Source organism: Evansella clarkii, from assembly GCF_002019695.1.
Lineage (GTDB): Bacteria > Bacillota > Bacilli > Bacillales > Salisediminibacteriaceae > Evansella > Evansella clarkii.
Genome location: NZ_KV917376.1, coordinates 1,077,293 through 1,095,465 on the forward strand (window position 1 = coordinate 1,077,293; position 18,173 = coordinate 1,095,465).

General features: G+C 42.3%; 21 protein-coding genes, 1 other RNA gene and 1 other annotated feature (1 of these 23 cut by a window edge). All 22 genes read right to left on the bottom strand.

The window, feature by feature from the left end; all coding sequences use genetic code 11:
• Positions 1-193, bottom strand: a sequence feature (mutual gap in cmsearch alignment for this rRNA model is longer than 100) (it extends 562 nt beyond the left edge of the window).
• A 346-nt stretch (positions 194-539) separates the two neighbouring features.
• Positions 540-806 (bottom strand): pro-sigmaK processing inhibitor BofA family protein, encoded by a 267-nt coding sequence (locus BK582_RS05115; protein ID WP_078593279.1) that lies wholly within the window; start codon positions 804-806, stop codon positions 540-542.
• A gap of 138 nt (positions 807-944) precedes the next feature.
• Positions 945-1,163, bottom strand: coding sequence for a YaaL family protein (locus BK582_RS05120; RefSeq protein ID WP_078593280.1), 219 nt, complete (start codon positions 1,161-1,163; stop codon positions 945-947).
• A 17-nt stretch (positions 1,164-1,180) separates the two neighbouring features.
• Positions 1,181-1,777 (bottom strand): recombination mediator RecR, encoded by a 597-nt coding sequence (gene recR, locus BK582_RS05125; RefSeq protein ID WP_078593281.1) that lies wholly within the window; start codon positions 1,775-1,777, stop codon positions 1,181-1,183.
• Between the two features lie 219 nt (positions 1,778-1,996).
• Entirely contained in the window at positions 1,997-2,308 is a 312-nt protein-coding gene (locus BK582_RS05130) for a YbaB/EbfC family nucleoid-associated protein (RefSeq protein ID WP_078593282.1), read from the bottom strand.
• A gap of 50 nt (positions 2,309-2,358) precedes the next feature.
• Positions 2,359-4,098: a DNA polymerase III subunit gamma/tau gene (dnaX, locus tag BK582_RS05135; RefSeq protein WP_078593283.1), complete on the bottom strand. Its 1,740-nt coding sequence runs from the start codon at positions 4,096-4,098 to the stop codon at positions 2,359-2,361.
• A gap of 317 nt (positions 4,099-4,415) precedes the next feature.
• Positions 4,416-4,681: signal recognition particle sRNA large type (gene ffs / locus BK582_RS05140), an RNA gene on the bottom strand.
• 117 nt (positions 4,682-4,798) lie between these two features.
• The gene (locus BK582_RS05145) at positions 4,799-4,972 is read right to left on the bottom strand and encodes a YycC family protein (protein WP_078593284.1); all 174 of its coding nucleotides are present in this window, start codon (positions 4,970-4,972) and stop codon (positions 4,799-4,801) included.
• 119 nt (positions 4,973-5,091) lie between these two features.
• Positions 5,092-5,622 carry a tRNA adenosine(34) deaminase TadA gene (tadA, locus tag BK582_RS05150; protein ID WP_276328193.1) on the bottom strand — a complete coding sequence of 177 codons (531 nt, stop codon included), beginning with the start codon at positions 5,620-5,622 and terminating at the stop codon, positions 5,092-5,094.
• Positions 5,623-5,809: 187 nt separating this feature from the next.
• On the bottom strand, positions 5,810-6,325 hold the full coding sequence (locus BK582_RS05155; protein WP_078593285.1) for a TlpA family protein disulfide reductase: 516 nt from the start codon (positions 6,323-6,325) through the stop codon (positions 5,810-5,812).
• Between the two features lie 39 nt (positions 6,326-6,364).
• On the bottom strand, positions 6,365-6,493 hold the full coding sequence (locus tag BK582_RS05160) for a CcmD family protein (protein ID WP_078593286.1): 129 nt from the start codon (positions 6,491-6,493) through the stop codon (positions 6,365-6,367).
• Between the two features lie 18 nt (positions 6,494-6,511).
• Positions 6,512-7,246 (bottom strand): cytochrome c biogenesis protein, encoded by a 735-nt coding sequence (locus BK582_RS05165; protein WP_331249271.1) that lies wholly within the window; start codon positions 7,244-7,246, stop codon positions 6,512-6,514.
• Between the two features lie 3 nt (positions 7,247-7,249).
• The gene (locus tag BK582_RS05170; RefSeq protein ID WP_088036636.1) at positions 7,250-7,939 is read right to left on the bottom strand and encodes a heme exporter protein CcmB; all 690 of its coding nucleotides are present in this window, start codon (positions 7,937-7,939) and stop codon (positions 7,250-7,252) included.
• On the bottom strand, positions 7,936-8,637 hold the full coding sequence (gene ccmA, locus BK582_RS05175; protein ID WP_078593287.1) for a heme ABC exporter ATP-binding protein CcmA: 702 nt from the start codon (positions 8,635-8,637) through the stop codon (positions 7,936-7,938). Before ccmA ends, BK582_RS05170 begins: the two co-directional genes overlap by 4 nt.
• Positions 8,638-8,663: 26 nt before the next feature.
• Positions 8,664-9,062, bottom strand: coding sequence for a hypothetical protein (locus BK582_RS05180; RefSeq protein ID WP_078593288.1), 399 nt, complete (start codon positions 9,060-9,062; stop codon positions 8,664-8,666).
• Between the two features lie 3 nt (positions 9,063-9,065).
• Positions 9,066-9,455, bottom strand: a complete 390-nt coding sequence (locus BK582_RS05185) for a hypothetical protein (RefSeq protein ID WP_078593289.1) — start codon at positions 9,453-9,455, stop codon at positions 9,066-9,068.
• Between the two features lie 12 nt (positions 9,456-9,467).
• Positions 9,468-9,971, bottom strand: a complete 504-nt coding sequence (locus BK582_RS05190) for a cytochrome c-type biogenesis protein CcmH (protein ID WP_078593290.1) — start codon at positions 9,969-9,971, stop codon at positions 9,468-9,470.
• A 1-nt stretch (position 9,972) separates the two neighbouring features.
• Positions 9,973-11,952, bottom strand: a complete 1,980-nt coding sequence (locus tag BK582_RS05195) for a heme lyase CcmF/NrfE family subunit (protein ID WP_078593291.1) — start codon at positions 11,950-11,952, stop codon at positions 9,973-9,975.
• Between the two features lie 40 nt (positions 11,953-11,992).
• Positions 11,993-12,445, bottom strand: coding sequence for a cytochrome c maturation protein CcmE (locus BK582_RS05200; protein ID WP_078593292.1), 453 nt, complete (start codon positions 12,443-12,445; stop codon positions 11,993-11,995).
• Positions 12,446-12,461: 16 nt separating this feature from the next.
• Positions 12,462-13,475, bottom strand: coding sequence for a hypothetical protein (locus BK582_RS05205; RefSeq protein WP_078593293.1), 1,014 nt, complete (start codon positions 13,473-13,475; stop codon positions 12,462-12,464).
• Positions 13,476-13,665: 190 nt separating this feature from the next.
• A complete protein-coding gene (locus BK582_RS05210) occupies positions 13,666-15,117 on the bottom strand; it encodes an ammonia-forming cytochrome c nitrite reductase subunit c552 (protein ID WP_078593294.1) in 1,452 nt (483 codons plus the stop codon).
• A gap of 25 nt (positions 15,118-15,142) precedes the next feature.
• Positions 15,143-15,649: a cytochrome c3 family protein gene (locus BK582_RS05215; RefSeq protein WP_078593295.1), complete on the bottom strand. Its 507-nt coding sequence runs from the start codon at positions 15,647-15,649 to the stop codon at positions 15,143-15,145.
• Between the two features lie 411 nt (positions 15,650-16,060).
• Positions 16,061-17,887 carry an oligopeptide ABC transporter substrate-binding protein gene (gene opp4A / locus BK582_RS05225; RefSeq protein ID WP_078593297.1) on the bottom strand — a complete coding sequence of 609 codons (1,827 nt, stop codon included), beginning with the start codon at positions 17,885-17,887 and terminating at the stop codon, positions 16,061-16,063.
• Between the last annotated feature and the right edge of the window lie 286 nt (positions 17,888-18,173).

Consider the following 18,173-nt stretch of genomic DNA (forward strand, 5'->3'; position numbering starts at 1 on the left):
TCATCCGGTATTAGCCCCGGTTTCCCGGAGTTATCCCAGTCTGTAAGGCAGGTTGCCCACGTGTTACTCACCCGTCCGCCGCTCATTCCACAGGCATCACCCCGAAGGGATCAGCCTGTTTCCTGCGCTCGACTTGCATGTATTAGGCACGCCGCCAGCGTTCGTCCTGAGCCAGGATCAAACTCTCCAATAAATTGAAACGAGTTTGATGTCTCTGACATCATTTAATTTGAAAGATTACTCTTTCGATTGACGGGATATTTAAAATATCCCACTTCGCTTGGCTTTTTGTTTAGTTTTCAAAGGTCAAAATGTTTCGCTGTCGTTTTTGGCGACTTAACCATCATAACATTTTCGCAAATGAGAGTCAATAACTTTTTTTAAAAAATATTTTTGCTCGCTTGCTCAGTCGCTTTCTTTTCGGCGACAAATAATAATATATCATCCTCAAAAATTAAAGTCAACAACTTTTTTAAAAAAAGAAGTTGCCGACAATCTCAATTAAACTCTGTTATTTTCTGACACGATTAAACAAGCTGCTATGGAATTAATAAAATGTCTGCAAATATTAAAACAGCCAATCCAGGAATACCAAGAAACCCGGTAACTATAGCGGTAAACATATTTATAGGAAGGCTATAATCGAACATGACCCCGAATGTATTAAGAAAGAAAAGCAACAGAGCCCCTATTAAAAGCCTGATCGCTCCCTGGCCCAGGAAATACATTGGTTTCATAGGAGCGCCTAAAATCAAAAGCAGAAAAATTAATGCACCTAATAATGAAAGAACTACTACAGGTTCCACTCTCACACCTCCTCAATAATGAGCTTGCCCAGCTATAGTGCTGCTCATGACAGTTTTTGCCTAAGTATGAGCAGACAAAACATTTCTGCCGTACAAGCTCTTAAGAAAGTTTATGAAGTTTCTCCTCTATTAGAACTGTTATTTTCCCACACGGGCTTTCCGCACTCTCGCTTCTTTTAAAAGGAACAGATATTTCGCCTTTTCAGCCTTAGCTCTGTAATCTACTGAGTTATGATAGTCAATACTATTGTTCATCAATAGTTCCTGCTGGTTTACCCTGTGTTTTACCGTTTCCAGGCATTGGAGGAGACTCTCATCCTCTTTTTTACGCATTTTGTTTTTTTTCAAAAAAAACATTCAGCCTCTTCTCCCCTCTAAAGCTCTCGTCTTCCTTCAATTGCTTTTGATAAGGTGACTTCATCTGCATATTCCAGGTCCCCGCCTACAGGAAGTCCATGGGCAATTCTTGTCACTTTCATACCCGTCGGTTTCACAAGCCGTGAAATATACATTGCTGTCGCTTCTCCCTCGATATTAGGGTTCGTTGCGATAATGACTTCCTGGATTGTTTCATCCTGCAGCCGCTTTAAAAGATCAGGAATATAAATATCCTCAGGTCCAATTCCGTCTACCGGCGAAATAGCCCCATGGAGGACATGGTACAAGCCAGTGTATTCTTTCATTTTTTCCATTGCTATGACATCTTTTGAATCCTGAACTATACAAATAACTGTCCGGTCCCTGTTTTTGTCTTCACAAATACGACATGGGTCAATGTCTGTTATATGATGGCATACTGAACAGTAGGTTAACTGCCTCTTTGCATTCACAAGTGCTTTAGCGAAATCAAGAACATCGTCTTCTTTCATATTAAGGACGTAAAAAGCAAGCCGGGCGGCCGTTTTCGGTCCGATGCCAGGAAGCCTCATAAAACCTTCTATTAACTTGGATATCGGCTGTGGGTATTGCATGGATAACAGCCCCTTTCAATCTTTCTATTCTTAACTTAACTTTTATACAATTCACAGAAAAGACTTGGCTCATAACCAAGTCTTTTGTCAGGACAGATAATTACTTTTATCTGTTTATTTACCTTTTCCCGGTATATCCCGCTGCAAACGGAGCTTATAAATAATTTCCTCTCCGTACAACTGGAATTGGTTCTGAACCTGCTCATTAGGCTGAAGGTTTTAGAACATTCCAGGTATATTCATCCCTTTAGTGAACTTGCCCATCTTTTCATTCACGAGTTCATCAACCTTAACAAGTGCCTCGTTTGTGGCAGCTAAGACTAAATCCTGAAGCATTTCGATGTCGTCAGGATCGACAACTTCCTCGTTGATTTTAATATCAAGAATTTTCTTCTCTCCACTGGCTACTACAGTGACCATTCCGCCGCCTGCAGTTGCCTCTACAGTTTCCTCTTTTAACTGCTCCTGAGCCTTAGTCATTTCCTTCTGCATTTTTTGCATCTGTTTCATCATATTTCCCATGTTTTTCATAATAATCTCCTCGCTTCCTCTTTTTTGACGCTGTAATAACATTAATTGAATTATTCCTTTATTTCAACCAGATCGCGGCCCGCCAGCTTCAGAGCTTCCTGTATAAGCGGATCTTCTTCTTCCTGAGAGTCTTCTGCATCGTCGCCTCCCATTGTTGCTTTTTGTTCTTTCTTAAAAGATTCTTTCGTTTCATCCCAGTGCATCGACAGCAAAGCAACTAAAGTTACCTGCCGCTGCAGTACAGCAGAAACCGTCTGTTCCACCAATCCGCGGAACTTACTGTCTATCATGTCACGATGCATTTCGTTTTTAAAGGAGAGAACAAATACATCTTCGGAACAAGCAACCGGGGATGAATCATTCAGCCAGGCAGAAGCCGGAACACTCTGCTTTTTCACTTGCTCCATTACCTGGCCCCACTGGCTGTGAAGGGTTTGCAAATGCTGCTTGCTTGCCTGCTTCAGCATCGCTTTTACTCTTGTCATTTGCGCTCTGCTTTTCCCGCTTGCCTGTGCAGGCCTTGGAGCAGGCCGCTTTCCTCCCTGATCCTGTCCTTCCTCCTGGGCAGGAGCAAGACCTGTTGTATTGCCTGAGGAAAGTCTTTGAAGGGCAGACTCCAGTTGACTTACTTTTGAAGTCAGCTGCTGGATTGTTTCATTATTACTTCCCGCTTCTCCCTGCATTCCTGTGAGCTGGCTGCCCTGCCTGGAGGCGTTGCAGGCCTGTACGATAAACATCTCCAGGAACACTTTCGGATGGTTGGAAAATTTCATCTCCTGCTGAAAATGGTTCAGCTGCTCCATAATAGGGAAGATTTTTTCCTGATCCAGTGTTTCGGCGATTTCTTTAAACTTTTCATCTGTGGCAATTCGTTCTTTGACCTCTTCCATTCCAGGTGCGGCTTTAAACATTAGTACGTCTCTGTAAAAGTAAATTAAGTCTTCAATGAACCTGTTTGGATCCTTCCCGTCTCTCACGATAGCGTCAACCGCAGTCAGACCGGCTGCCACATCCCCTTCTTTAATCGCAAGGGCTGTATTATATAAAAATTGCTGCGACACAGCTCCGGTGATTGAAATGACATCTTCCAGAGTAACCCGGTCTTCGGCATAGGACACAGCCTGATCAAGAAGACTCAGCGCATCACGCATTCCGCCTTCTGATGCCCGGGCAACCATGGCAAGGGCATTGTCATCGACTCTGATCTCCATTGCCTCAGAAATTTCTTTCATCCGGCTGATAATAGCCTGCGCATTTATACGTTTGAAATCAAATCGCTGGCATCGTGAAATGATTGTTAGAGGGATTTTGTGAGGCTCGGTAGTTGCCAGTATAAAAATAACGTGCCGCGGCGGCTCTTCAAGTGTTTTAAGAAGAGCATTAAAAGCACCGGTAGAAAGCATATGAACCTCATCAATAATATATACTTTATATTTTACAGCACTGGGAGCAAATTTAACTTTATCACGTATATCTCTTATTTCGTCTACACCGTTATTACTTGCGGCATCGATCTCCATTACATCAACAATCGTCCCGTCCTGGATACCACGGCAGGCAGCACATTCGTTACACGGTTCATCAACAGGTGCATTCTCACAGTTAATCGCTTTAGCAACAATTTTTGCAGCACTTGTTTTACCAGTTCCTCTCGGTCCGGTAAACAAATAAGCGTGGGAGAGTTTCTGTTGGAGTAATGCATTTTTTAATGTTTTCGTTATATGTTCCTGACCGACGACATCAGACAGGCACTTTGGCCTCCAAACCCGATAAAGCGCTTGATAACTCATATGTGGCGCACCCTTCCTTTTTTACCATAACAAATAGTCTCTCCCGTTTTTTCTGAAAAAAGCCCGCTCCCTGACCAGTAAGCCGTTATTGAACAGTTCTTTTCAACAGAGACTCTGGAATAATAACTTAGTTTCATTATACCGATTAGAAAGCACGTTTTCAAAATGATTCTCCTGAAAAAACTATGCAAGTTTTCACACAGCAAAGAGATTGCCGTGAGATGTAATTTTGTTTGTACCAAAACCGTTTTTTTCTTTTATATAATGAAAAAAACTGCCTGGTAAACAGACAGTTTCATAAATTGGTTTATTAAATGCCGTGCACCTTCTGTCGGCAATAGCACCCCAGGCGTTACCTAAGCAGTTAGCTCGGCCCAGGCGACTCTGCGGCACACGAGAATGACTGCTTACTGCTGCTTCCTTCCGGACCTGACAGGGTTCACAGGTTCCCGTTGCGCAGAACCCGGACGTCAACACCACTTACTTAGGTCAGACCCTGAAGTGCTAAAGCCTCGAGAAGGGATTCGGTCTCGCTATAGCGGATTGCGAGTACAGGGCACCGCTACCTCCCCACTTAGCACGGCAAAGTTTTTAACAATATTAAGTTGCGCCTTTTTGCGACGCAGTTATTATTATATAGGTTTTATGCATAAATTGCAAGAGGGTCAGAATATGTTTTTCTTTTCGGCATGGAAAGCTTTTATTCCCCGGAATCCTGTTTCTCTCCGGCTTCTTTCTCTGCTGCCTTTTCCTCTGCCTCTTTTACCTTCGCCATGAGGATATGAGGAGGCGTATGCATAATATGCTCAATTGGCATTTTTAATTTTTCAGATAACATTTTTGCAGTTTCAAGAGATATTTGATTTGGCCGCACTTGAATCACCTCTTTATTAAATATTATGAGTATCCTTATTGCTCTTACTTATCATTATTACTATAAACACAAGGTCTGTTGATGAGCTCTGCACAATCTCGCTTTCCCCGGGCAACGCCTCAAAGAGGGTTACTTCTCCGGGAATGCGGCGATTTATCCCTTTTATCAGCCTTTTTCTTTTCCCGCAGCTTCCTGAAGAAATCTGTCAGCAGAAAAGCACAATCTTCTTCAAGGACTCCGCTGCTTACAACTGCCTGGTGATTAAACCGAGGTTCATCAAGAAGGTTCATTAATGTACCGCAACAACCAGCTTTAGGATCAGCTGCGCCGTAAACGACTCTCGGAAGACGGGCCTGGATAATCGCTCCGGCACACATGGGGCAAGGTTCAAGAGTAACGTAGAGAGTGCATTCTTCCAGCCTCCAGCTCCCAACAGCTTCACAGGCCTTTTCAATCGCCAGCAGCTCTGCATGCGCGGTGGCAGATTGGCCCGCTTCCCGAAGATTATGTCCGGAAGCAATAATCTGGCCATCTTTTACGATCACTGCTCCAATGGGAACTTCGCCAAGCTCACCTGCTTTTCGGGCTTCTTTAAGGGCCTCTTCCATATATTTTTCATCATCCTGCTGCCATTGCGTTTTAAAAGACAACTTCCGTCCACCCTCTCCAGCTGCGGCAGAGTCAGCCCGTCCGTCAGCCAAAAGATTATAACAATTTGTACAAATGATTTTACGTCTTCTTCCTCCAGAATACAACGTCCAGCAGCCCTGGACAAGTACGAGGCAGATTTAATATGAAGGAATTAAGAAAATAAGGCCGCCATCTGGCAGCCTCTTTTTATTCCTTATTCAAATCACTTACTCTCTTCGCCAGAAGATCAAATGGCGGAGAACCGATGAAATGATCTGTTATAATCCCTTCTTTATCTATTACAATAGTCTCAGGCTGTCCAATAATCCCAAAACTGTTTGATACTGACAGATCAAAATCCATTAAATATGGATTAACATAGCCTGTCCTGTCAATAAACCGCGTCAGCGAGTTTTTTGACTCCGCTTTAACAATTGTGAAAAATACCATGTCATCATCATATTTTTCCCGAAACTCTATAAATTTCGGTGCTGCTGATTCACAAGGTTTACACCAGGTCGAAAAGAAGCTTAATACTACTACTTCGCCATGGTAATCAGACAGCCTATGGATTTCTCCGTCATAACTTTCAAGCTCGAAATCCGCTGCTTCATCCCCGATAGCTACCGCTGTCCCTTGTCCGCGAATCCCCATTACCATTACCAGAAGCATGCCTGTAACAAAAATTAAAACCGAGGCCTTTATAATCTTCCGCTGCTTCATACTCTTCCCCTCCCTTACAATCCATTTAAGGGCTTTTACTTAGTTTTTATGAAGTTCCTGCAGGAATTTAACTTCATTAACTGCCTGTTTTTGCCTTTTGCCGAGAACCAGAATATATCCTCCGATTAATAGCCAGATGATAGAATACGCTGCAAACAAATAAGTCATTTTCTTTTCCTCCCCTTATTATCCTGTCATTTTTTCTTGCTGTTTTGCTTTAAGTTTCTTTGCATGAAGCCTTAGCTTCTCAATATAAACACCACTCTGCATCAGTACAATGTAAACAAGTGTTAAAGTAAATACAGTAAACATCAATGTGAAGAACATGCTTGGCTCCATTCCTCCACCTGCTCCGTCTGCACCTTCTCCCATTACGACAGGATGCAGGTTGGATTCCCACCAGCGGATCGACATGTATACAATTGGCACATTAAGCGCTCCAACGATACCTAGAACTGCCGACAGCCTTCCTTTCTTTTGCCATTCCATATCCAGGCTCCTTACCATAATATAAGCAATGTACATAAAGAAGAGGATCAGAGTTGTTGTTAACCGGGGCTCCCATGTCCACCATGTATTCCATGCTGACCTTGCCCAGATTGGCCCGGTTGTTAGTACGATTGCTGTAAATATTACTCCAATTTCCGCACTCACCCCGGCGATCATATCGTAGATCCGCTTTCTTGTAATTAGAAATAAAATACTAAAGACCATTACAACGAAAAAGGCGAGAAATGCATTCCAGGCGGAACCTACGTGGAAATAAAATATCTTTTGTACTACACCCATCTGTCTCTCAACAGGAGACCAGATAAATACTAAATATAATGAAACAAGGACCATAGGAACAGCTAACAGAAGGAGTGCACGATGGAGCATACCTGGTTCAGGCAGACTCACTAGTCCATTATCATGTTTCAATTTTTACACCTCCAGAATATATTCAAATAATATGATTCCCGCTGCAAAAAAAATGAGGTCATAAACCGCCATTAATTGCATCCAGGAGTAAGCACTGCTTAATTTTTCAAGATCCAGCAGCACGATACGCGTCGCCTGAACCGCCGCTATTAAAACAGGAGTAGCAAGCGGGAACAGCAATATCGGCAGAAGCATTTCACTGCTCTTTGAATTTGCTGACATAGCTGCAAGAAAAGTGCCTGTAGTGACAAAACCAAAAGTGCCCAGTAATATAATTGCTGCCAGATAAAAAATACTTTCTATTGTAATCACCCTGAAATCAAAAAGGAGAAAGAGTAATGGAATGGCAGCAAGTTGAACCGCTAATACAAAAATAAAGTTAGCAATGAATTTTCCCAGGAATACACTGGACGGATCAATAGGAGCTACAATAAAACCGTGTATATGGTCATTTCTTTGTTCAGCAGTGAACGAGCGATTTAAACCGAGTATCGCGGCAAACACTGTAATAATCCATATCATCCCCGGTATAAGAGCGCTCACTGCCTGATTGGACGGATCAAATGCAAAGCTGAAAACTACTATTACTAAGGCAGAGAAAATGAGCATGGTTGACATGGTCTGCCTCGTTTTCCACTCAGAATATAAATCTTTGCCTGCTATAACTAACGCAGGCCGGATCAGATGTTTCACTGTGCCATCACCTGCCTCTCATACCGCTCCCGAAGCCAGCTTGTACTGTTGCCTTTAATCCTTACATCATCACAAACTCTACCGTTTTTAAAGGTAATCACCCGTTCACACGTTTTTACTACTTGGGGGAAATCATGTGTAACCATGATAATAGTCACCCCGTTTGCCTTTGAGCGGAGAATAACTTCATTTAAAATCTGCGAAGCTTCCTGATCAAGGCCCGTATGAGGTTCATCAAGAAGTAAAATTTCAGGCTCATGGAGGATTGCTCTGGCGATTGCAAGACGCTGTATCATCCCCCGGGAAAAGGAACGCACAGGCTCGTTTTTAAAAAAGGTGAGCCCCACCTTTTCCAGCAAGTCAGATATCTTCTTATCAGCGTCCTTTACTCTGTACAAATTCGCGAAAAAGCGAAGGTTCTCGGCAGGTGTAAGATGATCGTACAGGAAACTTTGATGGCCGAGGTAACCTATTTTCTGCTGTCTCTGATAGTGGTCCCGTTTCAGCTGCTTTCCTTCTAAAGACACTTGTCCCTCTGTAGGTTTAATCAATCCTGCCGCTATTTTCAGCCACGTACTTTTTCCAGCACCATTCGGTCCGATAATTGCCGTCGCTTCTCCCTGTACAATATTAAGGGTTATATTTTTCAGAATCATTTTTTCCCCGATGACCTTAATGATGCTTTCTGTCTGAATCATGGCAGTACCTCCTGAGGGTTAATCGGTTAATCTAAATATTGGTTTAACTCTGTTTTTACTTTATACAAATAGCTTTTATAACCGGAAACTCTTTCTTCAAGCTCAACTTCTGTAATCAGGCCTGCGTTATATTCCTCCTCGGCCTGAAGGATTTTGTTAAGCAGGATGTTCTTTTTAGCTGCAAGCTCCTGAAACTTTTTCTCATCAGCATCTGATGCAGCAGCAGCTTCTTTTTTCCGCTCTTTTATCGTAAAATGTATGAAACACCATACTCCTGCAACTACTATAAGAATCAGCAAAGCTGTCACTAAATGAGGGTCGAAGTTTCTGAGTGGCGTTTCGTTCCACAATCTCACATGCCCTGGATTATGGAACCCAGGAGAAGGTATAGTTACATTGGCTCCGGCTAATATCCAGGTAAACATTTTTTATCCCTTCTCCTTTCGCCTTTTTTTAAGCTCCCTTAATTCCTTATTAATTTCATATTCAAGTTCTTCGTCAAAGACTTGTCCTTCAACGGAATGACCTTCTACCCTTTTTTCTGTTTTTTCTTCCTGCGAGATTGCCTCTTCTTTAATTTTTTTAGCGGCCAGATTCTCATAAAAGCCTTTTAGCCTGCCATAGTCCGCCTCTGGCAATTTGCCCATGTTATATTCCATTTCAAGCTCATTCAGCGTGGCAAAAATATGCTCTTTTGAAAGTTCATCCAGATCGTCTTTAATTTCGGTTGTACGCCACTTTTTTTCCTTTTGAAAAAACGGCTGAACGACTAAATACAGGCATAACCCAATTATTAGCAAAGCTGCTACATACGCCATTTGCTTCACATCCTAGTAATACTTTTTACGTTCTTCATCCACCATCGCCTTTAGAATCTCCTCTTCAAGCTCTGATTCTTTGTCTTTTGGCTCGCTGTCTTCAAAATGGTCCGTGTTTAAGCGGGATTTATTTACCCAGCGCCTGACCAGGAGTGTAACGCCTGCCCCTGCAGCACCCAAAGCTGCAAATGGCGTTATCCAGGCTGTTAAACTGAAGCCTTTTTTCTCAGGAGCTGTCAAAATGACCTCCCCATACATCCCTGTATAATGATTTTTAATCTCATCCTGTGTCATCCCGTCATTCATCATTTCTAAGATTTCTGTTTTAAATGAATCATTTAAGCCACAGCCATCCATATTACATTCAAAATGATCCTGCCCGCAGCCGCACATACACATAAACTGAGAGGCATTGTCCTTGAATTCAGCGGAGTTATAATCGTACATTTCCGCTGCAAAAGCAGGCATTCCTGCAAGAACTGCTAACAGCATGATTGCAAAGATTTTTTTAACCATATCAATATACCTTCCTTTGCGGTCCGGCATAACGAGGAGTCACATTCCCATACCGTCCTTTCCATACTGCGAAGACTGCGCCGATTACAAGGACATATGTGCCAATCCATACCCACTTAACGAGAGGGTTGACTTTAAACTGGAAGGTGGCCCGCTGGTCTTCTTCCCAGGCACTTAGCACGATGTATAAGTCATCTCTTAACGTACTTCTGACCGCTACATTTGTAGATGGTTCTTCCCAGTTTAGATAAAACATCCTTTCTGGCTGCATAATTCCTAAGTCTCTGCCGTCTCTTTCTACTCGCATATTCGCATAAACAATGTCGTTAACCCCTTCACTGCGCTGGGCAAGATTTTCATAAGTGACTGTATATCCGCCAATTTCCACACTGTCACCTATCTCCATCGTTTCCAGCCTCTCCAGGTCGAAATTGGCCCCTACAATACCTACCGCCATAATGGCAATCCCCAGGTGGACAATATATCCTCCGTACCTTCTTCTGCTTCTTATAATTAAGTTATAAAAAGCTACAGGGACCGGTTCTTTCGTTACTTTTCTTCTAGCGGAAGTACCGCGGATAAATTCTGTTATGTGGGTCAGTACCATAAAGGCAATAATTGACCAGGCTATTACGGGATAAGCGTCCCTGATGCCCATAAACACCAGAAGTCCTGCTATAACCAGGCTGATAATAGCTGGAATTAAGAAATTATCCCGTATATTTTTCATACTGGACCGCTGCCATGCGATCAGCGGGCAGACTGCCATTATAAACAGAAGAGCAAGCAGGATAGGTGACATTACTGTGTTGAAAAATGGAATCCCTACCGTCACCTTTGTGCCTCTGACTGCTTCGCTTACTAACGGGAAAACAGTTCCCCAGAATACAGCGAAAGTTCCGCCGAGAAGTATAAGGTTATTAATCAGAAACGAGCTTTCTTTCGATAAAAAAGACTCGAACTGGCCTGTATCTTTCTTAATAAGGTGATAACGGCTCATCAGCACATACATTGCAAGAATGACCATAAATGCCATAAATATCAGGAAGTAAGCACCTAAATTAGATTCTCCAAAAGCATGAACTGAAGTTAGTACCCCGCTTCGTACGAGAAATGTTCCAAATAGCGTCAGCGCGTATGACAGTATAATCAAGCTGAGGTTCCATATCTTCAGCATGTTTTTTCGTTCCTGAATCATTACAGAATGGAGATAAGCTGTTACCGTAAGCCACGGCATAAAGCTTGCATTTTCTACCGGGTCCCATGCCCAGTATCCGCCCCAGCCTAATTCTGTATAGGCCCAGTATCCGCCAATGACATTACCAAGGGTCAGAAACACCCAGGCTATAATTGTCCACCGCCTTGTCATCTTGACCCAGAAGGAATCCATGTTCTTAAGGATTAAAGAGGCAATAGCAAAGGCGAAAGGAACAACGAGTCCAACATAACCGAGGTATATGGCCACCGGGTGAAGTATCATTCCCGGATCCTGAAGCATCGGGTTTAATCCCCGGCCCTCAGGCGGCACCCCGTCCAGCAGCATGAACGGTTTCGTCACAAACGCGAGAATCAGATAAAAGAAAATAGTGTTCAATGTCATTATTGCAATAATGTATGGAGTCATCGGGTTGCGGACCATTTTCTTTGAGTAGCCTACCATTGCAGCATACATGGTTAAAAAGAATGTCCAGAGCAGTAATGACCCGGCATTTCCGGCCCATAATGCTGAAAGCTTATAAAGAAGTGGCAAATCCGAACTTGTGTACTGGTAGACATACTCGAATTGAAACTGGCTTGTCCCAAGAAGAATAAACATTAACAGCATGGAAATGGATGCCAGTATAAAAATTGCAAGTGTAGCCCCCCGCCCGCTGTCTATTAATCTTTGATCCTGTTTTTTGATCCCCAGGAATAAGGATGCAAAAGCGTAAACCGATAATATTAACGCTAAATATATTGATAAATTACCTATTATATACAAAGGGTCCACCTACTTTGATGAATTAATATTACTGGAGGTTTTAACTGCCATCCTCCTTATCGTCTCTCAGAAGCTCACGGTGAAAGTCAGGATCATAATTGTCAGGATCTTCTCCTTCATACGCTGACGGGCATCGTGTCTGAACCTTCTCAGCTTCCAGAATGCCGTCATTCAGGAAACCATGTACAATCACTATTACGTCATCAGAGAAGTTGTCCGGGCGCACGCCATGATGATAGACGTCCAGTTCGTTCCCATCCTCATCTTCTAATGTAAACCGCAGTTCGATAGTGTCTGGCTCCCAGTCTACAGAGCCATTAACGAGGAAACCTTCCGTTGTGATATATCTTCCTTCGTACTGGGATTCATTAATTTTCGCTTCAAGAATTGAAATTTCAGAACCGCTGGAAGCAGGTGTCGCTGTAATAAGCAGAATCATAATACTGAGAAAAACTGCACAGCCGCCTAAAATAACTTTTGTATTTTTCGTCACTTTTCTCTCCCCTTTACTAAGAAAGTTTTGATAGTTTCAGCCGGTATGTTTTTTCATCTATTTCTCCATTCAGGAACTGCTTTCTTAATGTTTTTTTGTCGATATAATCTGATGGTCCCCTTTTTATGTCTTCTGCTGTATTTTCAGTTTCTGATGACTTCTTGTTTTGTGAGCCTCTTAAACCGAAGAAAACGAAGATGCCTGCTATGATTATAGAAATACTTATCATTACCGAATTTTCAGTGCTGATAATCGGGTTGTTCCCTCCTTCTCCATTGCTTGTTCCACCTCCGTCCATGAATCCGGCATGGATATCGTCATCCGGAGGGCTTCTGTCTTCCAGAGCTTCAAGTGTAGTTACAATGCTGTCTTTTACATAAGTCACCGACAGATCAAACACTTCCCCGGCACTTACTTGTTCAAAATCATATGCATGTACCGGAACACCAAACATATCTGTAACCCTGTCCGGCTCATGGCTGAGTTTTGTATCTTCTGCTCCCAGGGGTTCAAAATAAAGGACATTCATAAGTTCTGTTTCTCTGTCTGATGTAATTGTGAATTCCATCTCTTTAGCCGTACCGCCGTTAAAAAGAGAGTAATAGTATTCAACGACATATCTGTATTCTTCTCCCGGTTCTACAGGCTCTTCCGGTATCCAGGTAAGAATGCCTGCTTCCTCGTCAACTGAATAATCCAGTTCCTCAAGCTCGCCATTGTTATCGAACTTTCCTGCGAGGGATACATACAAATCAGGCTGATCCGCCGGGATACTTACTGTAAATGGACCTTCATAGCTATCGCTGTTATAGTTTATAAAAGTCCCGTGCTGCCCTATTAAAAGAACAGGCACATCACTTTCCCATCCAGCTGGTGTAACATATTCAGGCATTATTTGTATAACTAACTCTTTGTAAGGGAGTTCTTCCTTAGCCTCACTTTGAGCATTAACGACATTCCAGTTCTGAAAAGCAAGTATGAGTAAAACAGCAAAAGAAACCGCCAGCAGTCTGAATAAAGTCTTTTTCATGGTTTTCTCCCTTTCTTAATTTCATCTCTAATATGACTTTATACCGCAAAGGAACGACCCTCTGTGATATTTTTCACATATGCACGTGTCGGCTTTGTGAAGGTTATTTGGCAGAATTGTGTACATTGCTATAAAACGAAGTAAACCAAAAAAAACTCCCGGTTAGTGGGAGTTTTTTAGTCTGAATATATTAGTCTAATTCCAGTACATTAGGGAAATACTCATTAACAGCATGCTCATGTTTCTTAAATGGATCCTCCTCATTATGAACATCAGCGACTACTTTCTCTATTTCCCGCTCCAGTTCTTCCAGATCAACCTCAAGCTTTGTAAGCTCAGCAATTGCTATCTGGATAGCCTGGTTGGAAGCATCCGAAGATGTACGCATAGCATCCATCCCCCCCTGAGGATTATGAAAACCATCAGAGTTCTCTGCTGCGATAATATCCCAGAACCATTGTCCTTTTCGCACATAATACTGCGCTTCTTCAATCTTATCCTCCGGTGCCCCCGCCGTAATCATACGGTTTACATAGTAGTGGGACTTAACAGAGTGATCCTGTGTTTCATGCATTGCTTCAAGGTGGGCTTCCTGGATATTTTCCACCCGGTTAACTAGTTCAGCTTCTGATTTGTCTCCATGGCAGGAACGGCAGGACTGCTCAACTGTTTCCATTGGCGATCCCCAGTGGTGGGAAGAAATTTTCTTTTTGCCATCTGTACGCTCATAAGGCATGTGACAATCTGAGCAAGATACTCCAGCTTCACCATGCGTTCCATAACTCCACAGTTCAAATTCAGGGTGCTGTGCTTTCAGCATTGGTGCGCCTGATATAGAACTGATCCAGTCATAATCAAAGTCCTGGTCCTTAGCTTGATCCTCGTAGTATTCAAACATGTCTTCCGGCTTTAAGCCATTATCCCACGGGAATGTTACTTTACCATTGTCTGCGCCAAAATAATATTCAACGTGGCATTGGGCGCATACATAAGTACGCATATCATTTTTACTGGCTTCTGATACATCCACACCCATTCTGTCCATTGCGTTCGTAAAAGAAGGGCGGGTAATTCTCAAATCCATTGTCACGGGATCGTGGCAGTCAGAACATCCAATGGATAAATGTCCATACTCCCCAAGCTCTTCCAGTTCTCCGCCTTCTCCATATGCAACTGTTCTTGGAACGATATCTTCTTTAAAGCTTGCTCCCCAGTACTCATCACCCATATCGTCAAGAAGCTGAGGAACAGCAGTACTTTTACAGGTCATACATGATCCAATAGAGTTATCATTTATTCTTGCTACATTAATAACATCTTCTACTGCGTAGGTGTGCCCTCTCGTTTTATTGTATTCGAGCATAAACCCATAGTTATGGAACAAAATAGGTAAATTCGGCTCGATTTCAGTAATAAACTTAGAGGTATGTTCACTTGGAGAGTCCATATTTTTTAAATAACTCTCATATTGAAGCGGGAATTCTTCCTTAAATGCAGAATTTAAAATTTCATCCGGAGACAAATCAGTCGTTTCCTGTTTATCTTCCATAGCTTCTGAACTATTGCTGCAGCCTGCCAGGACAGCTGTCAGAAGCAATACTGCCAATAGCAGCAGGAGGTTTTTTCCCTGAAATACTTTCATTACTTTTCACCCTTTCATTTCTTACTTAACTTCTAACATCAACTTCCCCAGGCTCAAACCAGTCAGCCGGCTTATACTTTCCATTTCCGTGAGGAACCTGGCGGTGGCAATCTATGCAGCTGTCTTTTACATCATGAAAGTCAACATTCTCCAGCCCTGCCGCATGGCAGCTAATACAATTTTCGTTTACTACTTCAGCTGATGTTGCCTTTGCATGAATTACATCTTCAATACCGTCCGAGCCGATTGTATTCATATACATATGACTCATCCCAGCTTTTCCTTTGAACACATACTTAGAAACAAGATTATCCTGCGGTATATGGCAATCATTACAGGTAAGAGTGGCATGGTTAGAATCTATAAATGTCGCATGTGCTTCATCCATTACATGGCATGAGGAGCAAAAATCTGCCGTGTCAGTTGCCTTCAACCCAGTAGCCGTTCCGGCAAATAAGACAACTCCAATGAATACTCCTCCCAGCAGAATTAATAAGAATCGTTTATTTAACCAACCCCGAAGGAATTTCATCTAATCATCTCCTTTCTTTCTTAATTTAACCTGTGACCTTATTTTACGGCTCATCCTGAAACTTCCATGTGATTTTTCTCACAATATTTGTGAAAGAAAATTGACTAAAGTAAGCAGAAAATATGTTTTTTTCTAAACTCAGGAACCCCATCTCAAGTAAAATCAATTTTTCATTGTTAACACGCTGATATAGGTAAAAAGCATTTGTGAATAAATCATGAACTGAATATGGTAAAGTGTGAAAAATATTGGGGTATGTAAAAAATCCAATTTGAAAACTTGCATAAAACAAAGAAAGAGGGTGCCGCAAAAGTTAAACTTTTGTGACACCCTCACACCGCTCTCCTCAACAACTCTTGTATAACATGAAATTATTTAATCATTCTGAGCTAACGACATACTCATGAAATTTTATTCTGCAATTTCAGCTTCTTCCGCAGTTACCGCAATTTCATGCCTGTAGACACCTGTACCGTCACCAATAGCAAAGTTTTTGACACGGTTGTTAACGGGCACTAATTCGGGAAGATAAAGCGTTGGAAAAACAGGGACCTGGTCCACCATATATTCCTGCCACTCTTTATAAACGTCCTGCCTGTAATCTAAATCAAAAGCTTCTTCAGAAACGCCTTCTGTAAGCAGTCGGTCATTTTCATCACTTGCATAGCGGGAGAAATTATAAATCGCATTCCGGCCATATAACCCTCTGGGATCTACATCTATACCAACAGTCCAGGCACCAAGGAATAGATCAATCTCAGGGTCATCTTCTCCCCTTTGCCCTAAACGATCGTAAAAAGTATTGAACTCCATCATCTCCAGTTCAACATTCAAACCGATTTCTTCCCATGCCTGTACATAATATTGAGCTAATGGCTCCGCCACATCGCTGCCTGTCATAGAAGCAAATGTAAGCACCAGCTCTTCACCGTCAGGAGTCTCCCGGAAACCATCATTATTAATATCTTCAAATCCCGCTTCCTCGAGAATCTCCTCTGCTAACTCCGGATCATACTCCCGGCCAGGATTCGTTTCATCATGAAAATCAGGATGAGATGGCGGAATTAATGTTGTTGCATTCCAGCGAAGCCCATGATAGAACTGTTCTCCAACAGCTGTGTTATCCACAGCGTGCCACATGGCTCTGCGAAGGGCCGCATCAGATACAGGCTTATCAGGGTTTGGTGCTGCCTCTTCATTTTCTTCATCCCAGACACCAAGTTTAAAACCAATATAAGAGTAAGCTCTGTCTGTCGTTCCAAGCCATTCAACATTAGACATGTCTGCATTGTCATGGAATTGATTATCAGGGAAATAACTGACGAGGTCTACTCCGCCTGTACGCAGTTCCTGTACAACTGTATTTGGGTTGATTACCTTAAGAACTACCTCATCAAGGTTAGGCTCTCCCCTCCAGTAATCTTCATTTTTAGTGAAGACGACAGACTCACCTGGTACAATGCTTTCTGCTTTAAAAGGACCAAACCCTATTGGATTTTGGCGTACTTCAGAGGAAGAAGACATATCTGCTGTTTCCATATCTTCAAAAATATGCTTTGCTAAAGGATAGGCCCAGATACTTCCCGTAAGTAATGAAGGTGACACCTCAATAAATGTAATACTTAATGTCTTTTCATCAATTACTTCTATTCCTGAGATAGAATCTGCTTCCCCCTGGTGATACTCTTCCATCCCTTCAATATTCGCAAAGTCAGCTGTATAACGTGGCCCGTCATACTCTGCGTGACCAATTACTTCATGAGCAAATGCCCAGTCTTCTGCAGTAACCGGCTCGCCGTCATGCCAGTTTACGTTGTCGCGAATAGTAAAAGTAAAGGTGCGTCCGTCCTCGGATACTTCATATGTTGCAGCGCCATCGTTTGTGTAAACGTAATTTTCATCCCAGGTTAACAGAGGCTCATCAAACCAGCTGAGAACTTCTCCGTCCAGTGCTCCGGAATAAAAGTTCCAGTTAAGCGTTCCTTCAAACGGCGTATCGGAAACTAAACCATAGGTGATAGATCCACCTTCTATAGCTTCCTCATCATTTGAAGTATGATTATTAAAATCTTCTATAGAATATAATCCGTCCCTCTCATTATCAGCAAGACTATTATTTTCATTAGCATCATCCATATTTTCTTCCGGTCCGTCGCCATTATCTGCACAGGCAGTTAAAGTCAATAAAGAAGCAAGTGCCCCCATTACAAAGAAACTCGTCATTTTTGTTTTTCTCATTAAACCCACCCCTTTATCTTATAGCACTTAGCCGTACCTGCCTGTTCTGTATAAATCTGTGCTTCTGCCAACAATAGGCAGACAAACTTTTGCAGATAACCGGCCATTTATACCCCTTGGAATTATAAGTTAACTTGTAAGGAATAGCAACATCTTTTATAGATGTAACAGGCAGATAGCTCCGGGGCAGGTTTTTTTATAATAAAATGCACCACGGACACTCATCAGCAAAACTAAATAAAAGAAAAAACATACTAACATTAGTAGCACAGACCAAGGCCATGGT

Bases quoted from the DNA above. Each gene is read 5' to 3' on its own strand.
- BK582_RS05155 (WP_078593285.1), bottom strand. From the start codon at position 6,325: ATGAAGCAGCGGAAGATTATAAAGGCCTCGGTTTTAATTTTTGTTACA.
- BK582_RS05130 (WP_078593282.1), bottom strand. From the start codon at position 2,308: ATGAAAAACATGGGAAATATGATGAAACAGATGCAAAAAATGCAGAAG.
- BK582_RS05185 (WP_078593289.1), bottom strand. From the start codon at position 9,455: ATGGCGTATGTAGCAGCTTTGCTAATAATTGGGTTATGCCTGTATTTA.
- BK582_RS05190 (WP_078593290.1), bottom strand. From the start codon at position 9,971: ATGGTTAAAAAAATCTTTGCAATCATGCTGTTAGCAGTTCTTGCAGGA.
- BK582_RS05210 (WP_078593294.1), bottom strand. From the start codon at position 15,117: ATGAAAGTATTTCAGGGAAAAAACCTCCTGCTGCTATTGGCAGTATTG.
- dnaX (WP_078593283.1), bottom strand. From the start codon at position 4,098: ATGAGTTATCAAGCGCTTTATCGGGTTTGGAGGCCAAAGTGCCTGTCT.
- BK582_RS05205 (WP_078593293.1), bottom strand. From the start codon at position 13,475: ATGAAAAAGACTTTATTCAGACTGCTGGCGGTTTCTTTTGCTGTTTTA.
- opp4A (WP_078593297.1), bottom strand. From the start codon at position 17,887: ATGAGAAAAACAAAAATGACGAGTTTCTTTGTAATGGGGGCACTTGCT.
- ccmA (WP_078593287.1), bottom strand. From the start codon at position 8,637: ATGATTCAGACAGAAAGCATCATTAAGGTCATCGGGGAAAAAATGATT.
- BK582_RS05160 (WP_078593286.1), bottom strand. From the start codon at position 6,493: ATGACTTATTTGTTTGCAGCGTATTCTATCATCTGGCTATTAATCGGA.
- BK582_RS05180 (WP_078593288.1), bottom strand. From the start codon at position 9,062: ATGTTTACCTGGATATTAGCCGGAGCCAATGTAACTATACCTTCTCCT.
- BK582_RS05215 (WP_078593295.1), bottom strand. From the start codon at position 15,649: ATGAAATTCCTTCGGGGTTGGTTAAATAAACGATTCTTATTAATTCTG.
- recR (WP_078593281.1), bottom strand. From the start codon at position 1,777: ATGCAATACCCACAGCCGATATCCAAGTTAATAGAAGGTTTTATGAGG.
- BK582_RS05120 (WP_078593280.1), bottom strand. From the start codon at position 1,163: ATGTTTTTTTTGAAAAAAAACAAAATGCGTAAAAAAGAGGATGAGAGT.